Origin of the sequence: Vibrio sp. 10N.222.49.C9, from assembly GCF_041474985.1 — a bacterium.
Classification (GTDB): domain Bacteria; phylum Pseudomonadota; class Gammaproteobacteria; order Enterobacterales; family Vibrionaceae; genus Vibrio; species Vibrio crassostreae_C.
In genome coordinates, this window is the sequence record NZ_JBFRVD010001147.1 from 1 (window position 1) to 286 (window position 286).

1 pseudogene is annotated in these 286 nt (G+C 42.7%); it reads left to right on the top strand.

Going from position 1 to position 286, the window contains the following annotated elements:
• Positions 1-286: pseudogene (locus AB4585_RS27300) on the top strand (hypothetical protein); the annotation flags it as partial.

Below are 286 nucleotides of genomic sequence, written 5' to 3' on the forward strand. Positions count from 1 at the left end.
GAGGCAGACTAGATTACACCTACTCTATATCATCTGCCTTAGATCTCACTTACTACACGAGCCACTTTTTAGTGACAGACTCCAAGAGTGCCGAGCGTTATGAAGCTTCCCATAACATTAGAGCAGACTGGCGGAGTTCCAGTTGGCGTGTGAGTGTTGGCGCTGAGTACACTGATGACTACAACACTAATAAGGAATGGCAGGGTTATCTAGATATTAATTATTACTTTAATTTCTCTTCTTCAACCGATCGACTAACACTCACATACAACAGCAAGCTGGAAAA